Consider the following 12,562-nt stretch of genomic DNA (forward strand, 5'->3'; position numbering starts at 1 on the left):
GTGCGAATTTCGTGCTAATTAAGCGACGAATTACGCCTGCTGGTTCATCAGTTCGTTGAAGGAAGTGGCTTTTTCAGTCACTTTCGCTTTCGCCAGAACGGCTTCAACGGCCTGCTCTTCCAGAGCGACGTTACGCATGTTGTCCATCAGCTCTTTGTTTTTGCTGTAGAACTCGATAACTTCTTTCGGATCTTCGTACGCAGAAGCCATCTCTTCGATCAGACCTTTAACGCGCTCTTCGTCAGCTTTCAGCTCCTGAGTGCGAATCACTTCGCCCAGCAGCAGGCCGACAACAACGCGACGCTTAGCCTGTTCTTCGAACAGTTCACGCGGCAGTTCCAGCGCTTGTTTCTCGTTGCCGCCGAAACGCTGTGCAGCCTGACGACGCAGAACGTCAACTTCGCTGTCGATCAGCGCAGACGGAACGTCGATGTCGTTCGCTTTCACCAGGCCTTCAATCGCCTGAGACTTCACGCGGTTACGCACCGCGCCTTTCAGCTCGCGTTCCATGTTTTTACGCACTTCAGTACGCAGACCGGCAACAGAACCATCTTCAACGCCGAAACGCTTGATGAATTCTTCGGTCAGTTCCGGCAGCTCGCGCTCTTCAACTTTCTTCAGGTTGATAGCGAATTTAGCGGCTTTACCTTTCAGGTTTTCAGCGTGATATTCTTCCGGGAAGGTCACGTCGATAGTGAACTCTTCGCCTGCTTTATGACCTTTGATACCGTCTTCAAAGCCCGGGATCATACGACCCTGGCCCATCGCCAGTACGAAGTCAGACGCTTTGCCGCCTTCGAACTCTTCACCGTCAACAGAACCGGTGAAGTCGATGGTTACACGGTCTTCTGCATCAGCAGCGCCGTCTTTGTCTTTCCAGGTTGCCTGCTGTTTACGCAGGGTGTCCAGCATCACGTCAACATCGGCGTCGGTCACTTCAACAACCGGTTTTTCAACTTCGATGGATTCCAGACCGGTCAGTTCAACTTCCGGGTAGACTTCAAATTCTACAGCGTAGGTGAAGTCTTCGCCCAGTTTGTATTCGCCCGGAACATAGTTCGGTGCGCCAGCCGGGTTGATTTTTTCTTTGATGATCGCGTCAACGAAGTTACGGCTCATCAGGTCACCCAGAACGTCCTGGCGAACAGAAGCGCCATAACGCTGAGCAACAACATTCATCGGTACTTTGCCCTTGCGGAAGCCGTCAATACGCACTTTCTTCGCTACGTTGACCAGCTCGCTTTTCACAGCGGTCTCGATGCTGTCAGCAGCGATAGTAATCGTTACACGGCGGCCAAGGCCTTGAGTGGTTTCAACTGAAACTTGCATCTTGTTACCTCAAAAAATCACAGTGCTCGGTCAACTCTACTCCGCAAGCACAGGTTGTTGGCTTCGCGGAACCGGGATGTTCTCATAATCAATCACATTCCCTGTCGTCAGAATCATCCCGAAGACATTCCGAAAAATAAGACGCCGCATTATAGCGGCATCACTTTTATGAGTCGAGAACGGTTATCGCGCGTTGCTGCGGCTTTTTTCACAATTCCCGGCTAATTTTGGTCTGAATACTGTACATCTCGCTCAAAATTCAGACAAAACAAAACGGCCCGCAGGCCGTTTTCACATAATCTGTAGCAACATACTGGAAAAGCGCCAACAGTTGCAAATGCGTTTTTCTACGCGATGCTTCCTGCGCCACGGCAAGGAGGCGATGCGAAGATCGTATCCTGCAATCCTTCCCACTCCTTAATGGTATAGGTATGCAGGGCCAGCGCATGTACGGTTGTGGAGAGTTCTGCCGTTAACGTGCCGTAAATCATCCGGTGGCGATTAAGAAAACGTTCGCCAGTGAAGCGATCGCTGACCAGCACAACCTTAAAGTGGCTCTCAGAGCCTGCCGGAACATTGTGACGATAGCTTTCATCCACAACTTCGAGGAACACGGGTTCGAACGCTGCCCTTAATTTTTCTTCTATTTGCTCACGTATCATCATGAAATATCTCCTCCGACAACGCTGAGATGTCACCCATCCCTTTAAATACTAGCCGCTTTTACCGTTTACATTACATCATGACAACAAAAATTTAGCGTTCGTCTGATATTTTCATTCAAACGTATGAAGTTTACTGACTTATCCATTCATTTGGTTGCGAAAACCCGAAGTAAGGTGTACCGAGGGTCAGAAAACAGACAACGCGATGAATTTACATGCGTTGACCACTTCCCCTCGCCGTTGGCAATGTTATGATGGCGGGAATTTTTATCTATCACGCTTAAGAGTCACTGAGAGCCCGAACATGTTAAAGAAAATCCTCTTTCCATTAATTGCTCTGGTTATGCTGGCAGGGTGCGCAACACCGCCGACAACCATTGACGTATCGCCGAAAATCACACTGCCGCAACAGGATCCAAGTCTGATGGGCGTTACTGTGAGCATCAACGGCGCCGACCAGCGTCAGGATCAGGCGCTGGCGAAAGTTACGCGTAATAACCAACTGGTTACTCTGACCGCCTCCCGCGATCTGCGCTTCCTGCTGCAAGAAGTGCTGGAAAAACAGATGACCGCACGCGGTTATATGGTGGGGCCGAACGGCGCTGTGAACCTGCAAATCATCGTAAATCAGCTGTATGCCGATGTATCTCAGGGTAACGTTCGCTACAACATCGCCACCAAAGCGGATATTGCCATCATCGCGACGGCGGCAAACGGCAACAAGATGACAAAAAACTACCGTGCGAGCTACTCTGTTGAAGGCGCATTCCAGGCGTCCAACCAGAATATCGCCAACGCGGTTAACAGCGTCCTGACCGACACCATCGCTGATATGTCTCAGGACACCAGCATTCACGAATTCATTAAGCAGAACGCACGTTAATTTCTGTCCAGATGGCCCGGCGCTTGTCGGGCCTGTAGATGCCCATGCCCAACCAATATTTACGTATTTTTCAGCAACCGCGTTCAGCTATCCTGTTGATTCTGGGGTTTGCATCAGGTTTACCCCTCGCGCTCACCTCCGGCACGCTACAGGCCTGGATGACCGTTGAGAATATCGATCTCAAAACCATTGGTTTCTTCTCTCTGGTGGGCCAGGCCTACGTCTTTAAATTCCTCTGGTCTCCGGTCATGGACCGTTACACGCCACCTTTTTTAGGTCGTCGTCGCGGCTGGCTGATTACCACGCAGATTCTGCTGCTGCTCGCCATTGCGGCGATGGGTTTTCTGGAACCCGGCACGCAGCTGCGCTGGATGGCGGCGCTGGCGGTTATCATCGCCTTCTGTTCCGCATCTCAGGACATTGTCTTTGACGCGTGGAAAACAGATGTTCTGCCTGCGGAAGAACGCGGCACCGGGGCGGCGATTAGCGTACTGGGCTATCGGCTAGGGATGCTGGTCTCCGGTGGTCTGGCGCTGTGGCTGGCGGATCGCTGGCTCGGCTGGCAGGGGATGTACTGGCTGATGGCGGCGCTGCTTGTACCCTGTATTATCGCCACGCTCCTGGCCCCTGAACCTGAAGATTCCATTCCAGTGCCTAAAACGCTGGAACAGGCGGTCGCCGCTCCGCTGCGCGACTTTTTTGGCCGCAACAACGCCTGGCTGATCTTGTTGTTAATCGTGCTGTATAAGCTGGGCGACGCATTCGCCATGAGTCTGACCACCACCTTTTTGATTCGCGGCGTTGGTTTTGATGCCGGTGAAGTCGGCGTGGTCAATAAAACGCTGGGACTGCTGGCGACGATTGTCGGCGCGCTGTACGGCGGCATCCTGATGCAGCGCCTTTCCCTTTTCCGCGCGCTGCTGATTTTCGGCATTCTGCAAGGCGTTTCCAACGCCGGTTACTGGCTGCTTTCCGTGACGGACAAGCATATGTTCAGCATGGCCGCAGCGGTCTTCTTCGAGAACCTGTGCGGCGGAATGGGAACAGCGGCCTTTGTCGCATTGTTAATGACGCTGTGCAACAAATCGTTTTCCGCCACCCAGTTTGCCCTGCTCTCCGCGCTCTCTGCGGTGGGACGCGTGTATGTCGGCCCCGTTGCCGGATGGTTTGTCGAAGCGCATGGCTGGCCCACGTTTTATCTCTTCTCCGTCGCAGCGGCTGTGCCTGGCCTTCTGCTTCTGCTGGTTTGTCGTCAAACCCTTGAACACAGTTGGGAAAGCGAAAGCTTCATCCCCCGTACGGAATTTCGCGGGGCGTATGGTCTGGCGCTGCTGACGCTAATGATCGGTTGCGGCCTGCTGGCGGTATGGCTGTTGCTGCTGACGATGAACGCCGTGGACTACACTCGCTTCTCCTTCCTGCCCGAACTGCTTGAGGCGGGGGTCATGGTGGCGATATGCGGCATTTTGTTCGGCGGGGTGCTGGATTATCTGGCGCTACGCAAAACACGTCTTGTGTAAGCGGGCAACGTTATTTGCCGTTGTAATAACAGAGCGAAATTATAACGGCTAAATAAGCAGCAGTTGCGAAAAATAATATTTGTTGTTTTGTGCGCAATAGCATCTGGAAATTATTGACGCCTTTTATAGATTTTATTTTCCTTACTCGATTCAGCCAATATAGTTTTATTTTTTGTTTTTCATTTGTCTCTTTGTTGATAATTAATTGTTAAACAATTGTTTTAATTTCGCATTGGTTATACCAATTACCCTGTAAGCCCTGCCTTCCAGCCCTCTTTCGTTATAACGTGATGTTGCAACAGGTTCTTAAAGTCAACGCGACATATCCTGCAACATATGTGACATGCCCGGCAGAACCCAGTAACACAGATCCAATCATGTTTACAGTAATGTAACCTTCCCGTAAAATGCCCACACACTTTAAACGCCACCAGGTCCCGTGGAATTGAGGTCGTTAAATGAGACTCAGGAAATACAATAAAAGTTTGGGATGGTTGTCATTAATTGCAGGCACTGCATTACTCAGTGGCTGTAATTCTGCACTTCTTGACCCCAAAGGACAGATTGGACTGGAACAACGTTCACTGATACTGACGGCTTTTGGCCTGATGTTGATTGTCGTTATTCCCGCCATCTTGATGGCTGTTGGTTTCGCCTGGAAGTACCGTGCGAGCAATAAAGATGCGAAGTACAGCCCGAACTGGTCACACTCCAATAAAGTGGAAGCTGTGGTCTGGACGGTGCCGATTCTGATCATCATTTTCCTTGCTGTACTTACCTGGAAAACCACTCACGCTCTTGAGCCAAGCAAGCCGCTGGCGCATGACGAGAAGCCCATTACCATCGAAGTGGTTTCCATGGACTGGAAATGGTTCTTCATCTACCCGGAACAGGGCATTGCAACCGTGAATGAAATCGCCTTCCCGGCGAACACTCCGGTTTATTTCAAAGTGACCTCCAACTCCGTGATGAACTCCTTCTTTATCCCGCGTCTGGGTAGCCAGATTTATGCCATGGCCGGTATGCAGACTCGACTGCATCTGATTGCCAACGAAGCCGGTACCTATGATGGTATTTCCGCAAGCTATAGCGGCCCTGGTTTCTCCGGTATGAAGTTCAAAGCTATCGCCACGCCGGACCGCGCCACATTCGACCAGTGGGTTGCTAAAGCTAAACAGTCACCGAACACCATGAGCGACATGGCTGCGTTCGAGAAAGTGGCTGCGCCAAGCGAATACAACCAGGTGGAATATTTCTCCAACGTGAAACCGGATTTGTTTAAAGACGTCATTAACAAATTTATGGCTCACGGTAAGAGCATGGACATGACCCAACCGGAAGGTGAGCACAGCTCGCATGAAGGCATGGAAGGCATGGACATGAGCCACGCGGAATCCGCTCACTAAGGGGCCGAGGAAGAAAACGATGTTCGGAAAATTGACACTGGATGCAGTCCCGTTCCATGAACCTATCGTCATGGTTACGATCGCTGCCATTATCGTCGGGGGTCTGGCGCTTTTAGCCTTGATCACTTACTTCGGTAAGTGGACCTACCTATGGAAAGAGTGGCTTACTTCGGTTGACCACAAGCGTCTTGGCATCATGTATGTCATCGTCGCAATTGTTATGTTGATACGCGGCTTTGCCGACGCCATCATGATGCGTAGCCAGCAGGCGCTGGCTTCTGCGGGCGAAGCAGGCTTCCTGCCGCCGCATCACTACGATCAGATCTTCACCGCTCACGGCGTGATCATGATCTTCTTCGTGGCAATGCCATTCGTTATCGGTCTAATGAACCTGGTGGTTCCGTTGCAGATCGGCGCGCGTGACGTTGCGTTCCCGTTCCTGAACAACCTGAGCTTCTGGTTCACCGTTGTCGGCGTTATCCTGGTTAACCTGTCTCTGGGCGTTGGTGAGTTCGCGCAGACCGGCTGGCTGGCTTATCCGCCGCTCTCGGGAATAGAGTACAGTCCGAGTGTCGGGGTCGATTACTGGATCTGGAGTCTCCAGCTATCCGGTATCGGTACGACGCTGACAGGTATCAACTTCTTCGTGACGATTCTGAAGATGCGTGCGCCGGGCATGACCATGTTCAAGATGCCGGTATTTACCTGGGCATCGCTGTGCGCGAACATCCTGATTATCGCCTCCTTCCCAATTCTGACTGTCACCATCGCGCTGCTGACCCTGGATCGCTATCTGGGCACCCATTTCTTTACCAACGATATGGGCGGCAACATGATGATGTACATCAACCTGATTTGGGCCTGGGGCCACCCGGAAGTGTACATCCTGGTTCTGCCGGTCTTCGGGGTGTTCTCCGAAATCGCCGCAACCTTCTCGCGTAAACGCCTGTTTGGTTACACCTCGCTGGTTTGGGCGACCGTGTGTATCACCGTTCTGTCGTTCATCGTTTGGCTGCACCACTTCTTCACCATGGGTGCGGGCGCGAACGTAAACGCCTTCTTCGGTATTACCACGATGATTATCGCAATCCCGACCGGGGTTAAGATCTTCAACTGGCTGTTCACCATGTACCAGGGGCGTATCGTCTTCCACTCAGCGATGCTGTGGACGATCGGCTTTATCGTGACCTTCTCGGTCGGCGGTATGACTGGCGTTCTGCTGGCGGTTCCGGGCGCGGACTTCGTTCTGCACAACAGCCTGTTCCTGATTGCGCACTTCCATAACGTTATCATCGGCGGTGTGGTCTTCGGGTGCTTCGCCGGTATGACCTACTGGTGGCCGAAAGCGTTCGGCTTCACGCTGAACGAGACCTGGGGTAAACGCGCATTCTGGTTCTGGATCATCGGCTTCTTCGTGGCGTTTATGCCGCTGTACGTGCTGGGCTTCATGGGGATGACCCGTCGCCTCAGCCAGCAGATTGACCCGCAGTTCCATCCAATGCTGCTGATTGCCGCCTGTGGCGCCGCGCTGATTGCACTGGGCATCCTGTGCCAGCTGATTCAGATCTTCGTTTCTATTCGCGACCGCGAGCAGAACCGCGACCTGACCGGCGACCCGTGGGGCGCGCGTACGCTGGAGTGGGCAACCTCTTCTCCGCCTCCGTTCTATAACTTTGCCGTTGTGCCGCACGTTCACGAGCGTGATGCCTTCTGGGAAATGAAAGAAAAAGGCGAAGCGTACAAACAGCCTGCGCATTATGAAGAAATTCATATGCCGAAAAACAGCGGTGCGGGCATCGTTATCGCCGCCTTCTCCACTATTTTTGGTTTCGCCATGATCTGGCATATCTGGTGGCTGGCGATTGCAAGCTTCGCAGGCATGATCATCAGCTGGATTGTTAAGAGCTTTGACGAGGACGTGGACTACTACGTACCAGTCCCGGAAGTCGAAAAACTGGAAAACCAGCATTTCGATGAGATTTCTAAGGCAGGGCTGAAAAATGGCAACTGATACTTTAGCGCAAACGCACGCGACTGCCCACGCGCACGAACACGGGCACCACGATGCAGGCCAGACCAAAATCTTCGGATTTTGGATCTACCTGATGAGCGACTGCATTCTGTTCTCTATTCTGTTCGCAACCTATGCCGTTCTGGTGAACGGCACCGCAGGCGGCCCGACAGGTAAGGACATTTTTGAACTGCCGTTCGTTCTGGTTGAAACTTTCCTGCTGTTGTTCAGCTCCATCACCTACGGCATGGCGGCTATCGCCATGCACAAGGATAACAAGAGCCAGGTTGTCTCCTGGCTGGCGTTGACCTTCTTGTTCGGTGCCGGATTTATCGGGATGGAAATCTACGAATTCCATCACCTGATTGTTGAAGGCATGGGCCCGGATCGCAGCGGCTTCCTGTCTGCGTTCTTCGCGCTGGTCGGTACGCACGGTCTGCACGTCACCTCCGGTCTTATCTGGATGGCGGTGCTGATGGTGCAGATCGCCCGTCGCGGCCTGACCAGCACTAACCGTACCCGCATCATGTGCCTGAGCCTGTTCTGGCACTTCCTGGATGTGGTGTGGATCTGTGTGTTCACTGTTGTTTATCTGATGGGGGCGATGTAATGAGTCATTCTACCGATCACAGCGGCGCGTCCCACGGCAGCGTAAAAACTTACATGACAGGTTTTATTCTGTCGATCATCCTGACGGTCATTCCGTTCTGGATGGTGATGACGGGTACAGGTTCCCCGGCCGTGATTCTGGGGACTATCCTGGCGATGGCAGTGGTGCAGATTCTGGTGCATCTGGTGTGCTTCCTGCACATGAATACGAAATCTGACGAAGGCTGGAACATGACGGCCTTTGTCTTTACCGTGCTGATCATTGCCATTCTGGTGGTGGGCTCCATCTGGATTATGTGGAACCTGAACTACAATATGATGATGCACTAAGAGCGGCGGTTATGATGTTTAAGCAATACCTGCAAGTAACGAAACCAGGCATCATCTTTGGCAACCTGATCTCGGTGATTGGGGGATTCCTGCTGGCTTCTAAAGGCAGCATCGACTATCCCCTGTTTATCTATACGCTGGTCGGGGTGTCACTGGTTGTGGCGTCGGGTTGTGTATTTAACAACTACATCGACAGGGATATCGACAGGAAGATGGAAAGGACCAAGAATCGGGTGCTGGTCAAAGGCCTGATTTCTCCTGCTGTCTCGCTGGTGTACGCCACCTTGCTGGGTATTGCTGGCTTTATGCTGCTGTGGTTTGGCGCGAATCCTCTGGCCTGCTGGCTGGGGGTGATGGGCTTCGTGGTGTATGTCGGCATTTATAGTCTGTACATGAAACGCCACTCCGTTTACGGCACGCTGATTGGTTCTCTCTCCGGCGCTGCGCCGCCGGTGATTGGCTACTGCGCCGTAACGGGCGAGTTCGACAGCGGCGCGCTGATTCTGCTGGCGATCTTTAGCCTGTGGCAGATGCCGCACTCTTACGCCATCGCGATTTTCCGCTTCAAGGATTATCAGGCTGCCAACATTCCGGTTCTGCCGGTGGTGAAAGGCATCTCGGTGGCGAAGAACCATATCACGCTGTACATCATCGCCTTTGCCGTTGCGACGCTGATGCTCTCCCTGGGCGGCTATGCCGGATACAAATATCTGGTGGTCGCGGCAGCCGTGAGCGTCTGGTGGCTCGGTATGGCCCTGCGCGGTTACAAAGTGGAAGATGACAAAGTCTGGGCGCGTAAGCTGTTCGGCTTTTCCATCATTGCCATCACTGCGTTAAGCGTGATGATGTCCGTCGACTTTATGGTGCCGGACTCACACAGCCTGCTGACCTGGGTCGGGTAAAATCAGCGAATGCTACAAGGGTGCTTCGGCACCCTTTTTTATCTGAGGGATGTTATTCAGTCATAAAGCCATTTACCCGCCTTTGCTGACTCTATAATCATCTCTACTGTCAAAGGCTTTAACTCTATTTCAGGCAGCTTTTTTTGCCAGAATGGATATTCATATTCAATATAATTCCGCGCATCAAAGTTTGAATACTCAATATCAAAATGTTCAAATAAATCGACTAAAAAATCATCGGCATCTTCTGGTACAAACTGAAAATCATCTTCCAGGGTCCACTCTTTAGTAACCTGTTTAAGGCCAGGCCTAAACCAACGTTCCCTGATTGGGTAGTTCTTCATGATGTACTCAATTACTTCAGCTTCATAATTTCTCATCAGAAAGATGTCCACTGTATGCGATCTTTGGGTCGTGCGATAAGGTTGTATTTATCACGCGTATGTTTTGTAACCATGAACAGCAGCATGATTAGCTGAGCATGACCGATAAAAGGAATCCATCGACCTATATAAGTTGCAATTTGGTTTGTGGGAACCATCTTCAATTTAGAAAATTTCCCCATAGGCGCATGCGGTCTTAATCCAAATGGGAAACGAGCCCCTTTCAGAAGTTTTCTGCATAAGATAGATGCAATGCTGGTACCCGGTGTGTTCGTAGCTGCTGATAATTTTCCTTTTACGGGAATCAATGGTTGACCTATCAACACTAACGTAGCGGCTTCAGTGGTTATCCCTAATGAATCAGCTAACTGCTCAATAAATATCAAATCAAATAGTTCACCAGGCGTTACATTAGCGTGCCCATGATACCAATAAGTTCCATTCGCTTCTTCCGTCGTATCCATTGACGCCTCCCTCAGACGGACTGCCGGTCATTCCATGCATCACTGTAGATAATATTGCCATCACAGTGCTTCCAGGTGATTTTCTCGTAACGTAATTCTATGGTTTCAAGATGGTTGTTGTTATTGTCTTCTGGCCCTGCCATCGTTGGAGAGACAGAAACAATCCGCACACCTTCGAGCAACATATTAAAATACTCGACCTCCTGACCCGCATCGTTAATTTTGTACCAGCGTATCTCTGCTGATTTAAGATTTTGGCCTGTTGCAACAGCTTTGTATAAATACGGGCTGGAGTAATCGAACTCTTTGACGATCATCATCGGTGAGTGCTGGCGTGTGCCCGTCGGCTTACCTGTTGCGTTATCAGTTGAAATAGATAAATTGTGGTGAAAGCCTTTAAATTCAATACTGTATTCCCTATCTTTTACATCGCAGCCGCCCTTAATCAGCGCGCCGCCATCGTCATAAATCCACATATTGCCTGGAATCGCCATTTTCCTTTTCCCGCTTTCCATTAGAAATAACCACAAAAAGACTACGCCTGTAATTATCGCAAGTAAATTAGTTGCACTAGTAACTATTTCTTTTAAGTCTCAACACAATTCTACATACCGTAGTGGTTTACCCTGTTACCTCGCCGCTTTACACTAGTCGCGGATTTTATACAGAGGTGGGAATGAACGATTACAAAATGACGCCGGGTGAGTTGCGCGCCACCTGGGGTTTAGGGACTGTATTTTCTTTGCGCATGCTTGGCATGTTTATGGTCCTGCCGGTTCTGACCACCTATGGTATGGCGCTTCAGGGCGCCAGCGAAGCCTTGATCGGCATTGCTATCGGTATTTACGGCCTGGCGCAAGCCGTTTTCCAGATCCCCTTCGGGTTACTCTCAGACCGCGTCGGGCGTAAGCCGTTAATTATCGGCGGTCTGGCCGTGTTCGTGCTGGGTAGCGTGATCGCCGCGCTGTCTGACTCCATCTGGGGGATTATTCTTGGCCGCGCGCTGCAAGGTTCTGGCGCAATCGCCGCCGCCGTCATGGCGCTGCTGTCTGACTTAACCCGCGAGCAAAACCGAACCAAAGCGATGGCGTTTATTGGCGTCAGTTTTGGTATTACCTTCGCCATTGCGATGGTGCTTGGGCCGATCGTCACCCACAAACTGGGGCTGAACGCCCTGTTCTGGATGATTGCGGCACTCGCCGCGCTCGGCATCGCCCTGACCGTTTGGGTTGTCCCCAACAGCACAACCCACGTATTGAACCGTGAATCCGGCATGGTGAAAGGCAGTTTCAGCAAAGTGCTGGCCGAACCTAAGCTGTTGAAGCTTAACTTCGGCATCATGTGTCTGCATATTCTGCTGATGTCGACCTTCGTCGCCCTCCCCGGCCAGCTTGCCGCTGCCGGTTTCCCCGCCGCCGAACACTGGAAGATTTATCTGGTCACAATGCTGATCTCATTTGGCTCCGTAGTCCCGTTCATTATCTACGCCGAAGTCAAACGCCGGATGAAGCGGGTCTTTCTGCTGTGCGTCGCGTTGATACTGATTGCCGAAGTCGTGCTGTGGGGCGCAGGCGTGCACTTCTGGGGGTTAATTGCCGGGGTACAGCTGTTCTTCCTCGCTTTTAACCTGATGGAAGCCCTCCTCCCCTCGCTGATCAGCAAAGAGTCTCCAGCCGGTTATAAGGGCACCGCGATGGGCGTTTACTCCACCAGCCAGTTCCTCGGCGTCGCGATTGGCGGCTCGCTGGGCGGCTGGGTGAATGGTCTGTTCGACGGTCAGGCGGTATTTCTGGCTGGCGCATTGCTGACCGTCGTCTGGCTGGCAGTAGCAAGTACGATGAAAGAACCGCCGTATGTCAGCAGCTTACGCGTGGAAATTCCGCCGGAGATTGCCGCCAATGACGCGCTGAAACAGCGTCTGCTGGCGACTGAAGGTGTGATTGAGGTGCTGATCGCAGAGAAAGAGCATTCCGCCTATGTGAAGATCGACAGCAAAGTGACCAACCGTTTTGAGGTTGAGCAGGCGATCAGGCTGGCGTGAGAAATGCCGGATGGCGGCT

Annotated in this window: 13 protein-coding genes; 8 read left to right on the forward strand and 5 right to left on the reverse strand. The window is 51.8% G+C overall.

Going from position 1 to position 12,562, the window contains the following annotated elements:
• Nucleotides 1-30: 30 nt before the first annotated feature.
• Both tig and bolA read right to left on the reverse strand, forming a co-directional pair.
• Entirely contained in the window at nucleotides 31-1,329 is a 1,299-nt protein-coding gene (tig, locus tag FD428_RS16090) for a trigger factor (RefSeq protein WP_012133545.1), read from the reverse strand.
• 347 nt (nucleotides 1,330-1,676) lie between these two features.
• Nucleotides 1,677-1,994 carry a transcriptional regulator BolA gene (gene bolA / locus FD428_RS16100; RefSeq protein WP_012133546.1) on the reverse strand — a complete coding sequence of 106 codons (318 nt, stop codon included), beginning with the start codon at nucleotides 1,992-1,994 and terminating at the stop codon, nucleotides 1,677-1,679.
• Nucleotides 1,995-2,298: 304 nt separating this feature from the next.
• On the opposite strand from bolA, the gene FD428_RS16105 reads away from it, so the two are divergent.
• The 7 genes from FD428_RS16105 (at nucleotide 2,299) to cyoE (ending at nucleotide 9,655) form a co-directional block, all read left to right on the forward strand.
• Entirely contained in the window at nucleotides 2,299-2,877 is a 579-nt protein-coding gene (locus tag FD428_RS16105; protein WP_012133548.1) for a lipoprotein, read from the forward strand.
• Nucleotides 2,878-2,921: 44 nt separating this feature from the next.
• Entirely contained in the window at nucleotides 2,922-4,397 is a 1,476-nt protein-coding gene (gene ampG, locus FD428_RS16110) for a muropeptide MFS transporter AmpG (RefSeq protein ID WP_024130594.1), read from the forward strand.
• A 458-nt stretch (nucleotides 4,398-4,855) separates the two neighbouring features.
• The gene (gene cyoA, locus FD428_RS16115) at nucleotides 4,856-5,803 is read left to right on the forward strand and encodes a cytochrome o ubiquinol oxidase subunit II (RefSeq protein ID WP_012133550.1); all 948 of its coding nucleotides are present in this window, start codon (nucleotides 4,856-4,858) and stop codon (nucleotides 5,801-5,803) included.
• A gap of 19 nt (nucleotides 5,804-5,822) precedes the next feature.
• Entirely contained in the window at nucleotides 5,823-7,814 is a 1,992-nt protein-coding gene (gene cyoB / locus FD428_RS16120; protein WP_012133551.1) for a cytochrome o ubiquinol oxidase subunit I, read from the forward strand.
• Nucleotides 7,804-8,424 (forward strand): cytochrome o ubiquinol oxidase subunit III, encoded by a 621-nt coding sequence (locus tag FD428_RS16125; protein ID WP_012133552.1) that lies wholly within the window; start codon nucleotides 7,804-7,806, stop codon nucleotides 8,422-8,424. The genes cyoB and FD428_RS16125 overlap by 11 nt, the downstream gene beginning before the upstream one ends.
• Nucleotides 8,424-8,753, forward strand: a complete 330-nt coding sequence (locus FD428_RS16130) for a cytochrome o ubiquinol oxidase subunit IV (RefSeq protein ID WP_012133553.1) — start codon at nucleotides 8,424-8,426, stop codon at nucleotides 8,751-8,753. Before FD428_RS16125 ends, FD428_RS16130 begins: the two co-directional genes overlap by 1 nt.
• Nucleotides 8,754-8,764: 11 nt before the next feature.
• Nucleotides 8,765-9,655: a heme o synthase gene (gene cyoE, locus FD428_RS16135; protein WP_081353222.1), complete on the forward strand. Its 891-nt coding sequence runs from the start codon at nucleotides 8,765-8,767 to the stop codon at nucleotides 9,653-9,655.
• A 56-nt stretch (nucleotides 9,656-9,711) separates the two neighbouring features.
• Here the strand turns inward: cyoE and FD428_RS16140 are convergent, their stop codons facing one another.
• The 3 genes from FD428_RS16140 to FD428_RS16150 are packed head-to-tail and all read right to left on the reverse strand — an operon-like array spanning nucleotide 9,712 to nucleotide 10,996.
• On the reverse strand, nucleotides 9,712-10,035 hold the full coding sequence (locus FD428_RS16140) for a DUF1493 family protein (RefSeq protein WP_071259899.1): 324 nt from the start codon (nucleotides 10,033-10,035) through the stop codon (nucleotides 9,712-9,714).
• Nucleotides 10,035-10,502, reverse strand: coding sequence for an STM2901 family protein (locus tag FD428_RS16145; protein ID WP_071259901.1), 468 nt, complete (start codon nucleotides 10,500-10,502; stop codon nucleotides 10,035-10,037). The genes FD428_RS16140 and FD428_RS16145 overlap by 1 nt, the downstream gene beginning before the upstream one ends.
• Before the next feature lie 11 nt (nucleotides 10,503-10,513).
• Nucleotides 10,514-10,996: a type VI secretion system tube protein TssD gene (locus FD428_RS16150; protein ID WP_114847711.1), complete on the reverse strand. Its 483-nt coding sequence runs from the start codon at nucleotides 10,994-10,996 to the stop codon at nucleotides 10,514-10,516.
• A 182-nt stretch (nucleotides 10,997-11,178) separates the two neighbouring features.
• Between FD428_RS16150 and FD428_RS16155 the strand changes: the two genes are divergently transcribed.
• Nucleotides 11,179-12,543, forward strand: coding sequence for an MFS transporter (locus FD428_RS16155; RefSeq protein WP_114847710.1), 1,365 nt, complete (start codon nucleotides 11,179-11,181; stop codon nucleotides 12,541-12,543).
• Nucleotides 12,544-12,562 lie beyond the last annotated feature (19 nt).

The organism is Citrobacter sp. TBCP-5362 (assembly GCF_005406305.1).
In the GTDB taxonomy this organism is placed as follows: Bacteria; Pseudomonadota; Gammaproteobacteria; order Enterobacterales; family Enterobacteriaceae; genus Citrobacter_B; species Citrobacter_B koseri.

Excerpts from the sequence above, each read along its gene's own strand:
- tig (WP_012133545.1), bottom strand. The coding sequence starts at position 1,329 with ATGCAAGTTTCAGTTGAAACCACTCAAGGCCTTGGCCGCCGTGTAACG.
- bolA (WP_012133546.1), bottom strand. The coding sequence starts at position 1,994 with ATGATGATACGTGAGCAAATAGAAGAAAAATTAAGGGCAGCGTTCGAA.
- FD428_RS16105 (WP_012133548.1), top strand. The coding sequence starts at position 2,299 with ATGTTAAAGAAAATCCTCTTTCCATTAATTGCTCTGGTTATGCTGGCA.
- ampG (WP_024130594.1), top strand. The coding sequence starts at position 2,922 with ATGCCCAACCAATATTTACGTATTTTTCAGCAACCGCGTTCAGCTATC.
- cyoA (WP_012133550.1), top strand. The coding sequence starts at position 4,856 with ATGAGACTCAGGAAATACAATAAAAGTTTGGGATGGTTGTCATTAATT.
- cyoB (WP_012133551.1), top strand. The coding sequence starts at position 5,823 with ATGTTCGGAAAATTGACACTGGATGCAGTCCCGTTCCATGAACCTATC.
- FD428_RS16125 (WP_012133552.1), top strand. The coding sequence starts at position 7,804 with ATGGCAACTGATACTTTAGCGCAAACGCACGCGACTGCCCACGCGCAC.
- FD428_RS16130 (WP_012133553.1), top strand. The coding sequence starts at position 8,424 with ATGAGTCATTCTACCGATCACAGCGGCGCGTCCCACGGCAGCGTAAAA.
- cyoE (WP_081353222.1), top strand. The coding sequence starts at position 8,765 with ATGATGTTTAAGCAATACCTGCAAGTAACGAAACCAGGCATCATCTTT.
- FD428_RS16140 (WP_071259899.1), bottom strand. The coding sequence starts at position 10,035 with ATGAGAAATTATGAAGCTGAAGTAATTGAGTACATCATGAAGAACTAC.
- FD428_RS16145 (WP_071259901.1), bottom strand. The coding sequence starts at position 10,502 with ATGGATACGACGGAAGAAGCGAATGGAACTTATTGGTATCATGGGCAC.
- FD428_RS16150 (WP_114847711.1), bottom strand. The coding sequence starts at position 10,996 with ATGGCGATTCCAGGCAATATGTGGATTTATGACGATGGCGGCGCGCTG.
- FD428_RS16155 (WP_114847710.1), top strand. The coding sequence starts at position 11,179 with ATGAACGATTACAAAATGACGCCGGGTGAGTTGCGCGCCACCTGGGGT.